The organism is Actinosynnema sp. NPDC023658 (genome assembly GCF_040639995.1).
Taxonomy (GTDB): domain Bacteria; phylum Actinomycetota; class Actinomycetes; order Mycobacteriales; family Pseudonocardiaceae; genus Actinosynnema.
In genome coordinates, this window is the sequence record NZ_JBFAAX010001357.1 from 1 (window position 1) to 1,252 (window position 1,252).

2 protein-coding genes and 2 pseudogenes are annotated in these 1,252 nt (G+C 74.8%); all 4 read right to left on the reverse strand.

Annotated features, from left to right (window positions below):
- Positions 1-339 (reverse strand): annotated as a pseudogene (locus AB0G02_RS40940) (Hsp70 family protein); the annotation flags it as partial.
- Positions 340-470: 131 nt separating this feature from the next.
- Complete coding sequence (locus tag AB0G02_RS40945; RefSeq protein ID WP_360806162.1) at positions 471-842, reverse strand: 2Fe-2S iron-sulfur cluster binding domain-containing protein; 372 nt, start codon at positions 840-842, stop codon at positions 471-473.
- Positions 843-860: 18 nt separating this feature from the next.
- Positions 861-992 carry a hypothetical protein gene (locus AB0G02_RS40950; RefSeq protein WP_360806165.1) on the reverse strand — a complete coding sequence of 44 codons (132 nt, stop codon included), beginning with the start codon at positions 990-992 and terminating at the stop codon, positions 861-863.
- Positions 989-1,252 (reverse strand): annotated as a pseudogene (locus AB0G02_RS40955) (hypothetical protein); the annotation flags it as partial. The pseudogene AB0G02_RS40955 and the gene AB0G02_RS40950, both read right to left, overlap by 4 nt.

Consider the following 1,252-nt stretch of genomic DNA (forward strand, 5'->3'; position numbering starts at 1 on the left):
CACGGAGTCCGGCGGAGCGCCCTCCTGCGCGGTCACCGCGGCGACCACGTCGCGCAGCTGGGCGGCCAGCAACGCCGCGGGCGCGTAGGCGACGCCGCCAATCACCAGCGGTGACGGGTCGCCGAGCCTGCGCTTGTGCCCGCGCGACACGCGCGTCGGATCGACCGCCGCTGCGATCTCGGCCAGGTCACCCGTCAGCAGCGTGTCGTCGGGCCTGGCGAACACGGTGGACGGGGCCACGACGTCGCGTCCCAGCGGCACCACCCTCGTCCCGGATTCCCCGGACACGGCCGCTGCCGTGAACGTCGTGCCGAGGTCGATGCCCAAGCCGTACCGCATCGTCGGACCTCCTCCCGTCAGTGCCACGTCACCGCGCCGGGTTCGCCGCGGACGGGACCGAGGACCACCTTCGGGGCCGAGCACGACGACCGACAACACCCAGTCGCCCCCGTTGCCCGATTCCGGGTGCATCAATGCCTGAAGGGGCCGCGGCTCATGCACCCGAACGCCGCGACAGGCGCGGTGACACGAAGAGTCCTGCGGCTCACAGGGCCAACCGCACCACCCCGCGCCCGCACGCCAACATCGCCCGCTCCCGCTGCGCGGCCGACAGGCAGCACCAGGTCGCGGTGCACGGGTTCGCGGCCGAGCAGGTGCACCGAGCACGTCCGGCACACACCGCCCTCGCGGGAGCTGTCCGCCTCGACGCCCTCCTCCCGCAGCACTTCCAGCAGCGTGCGGTCGGCGGCCACGTGCGCCCTCCGCCCGCCGCGCACCAGATCGGCGTCGAACGGCTCGCCCCGTCGCGCCGCCGAGGCGTCCAAGCCGATGAACCGCTCCACCCGCACGTGTCCCGCGGGTCACCCGGCGGTCGCCGCCCCCCACCGCGTCGAGCAGCCGCGCCGGTCCGCACGCGTACACCGGGGTGCGGGAGCGGTGAGCAGGGTGGCCACCTCCAGCCGGTCGTCCTCGTCGGAGCAGTGCAGGGTCACGTCGGCCAGCCCCCGCAGCCGGTCGAGGAACACCGCGTCGGCTCTCGTCCGCACGCAGTAGCGCAGTTCCGCCGGCGTCCGCGCGGCAGGTCGAGCAGCATCCCGAGCAGCGGCGTCACCCCGATCCCGCCGGCGACCATCAGGTGCCGGTCTGCGTCGGGGTCGAGCGCGAAGTCGTTCTGCGGGTGGGTCAGGTGCAGCTCGTCGCCCACGCGCAGGCCTTGCGGCGGTCGACCCGCCCCGTCCGGCGGGCTCGCGCC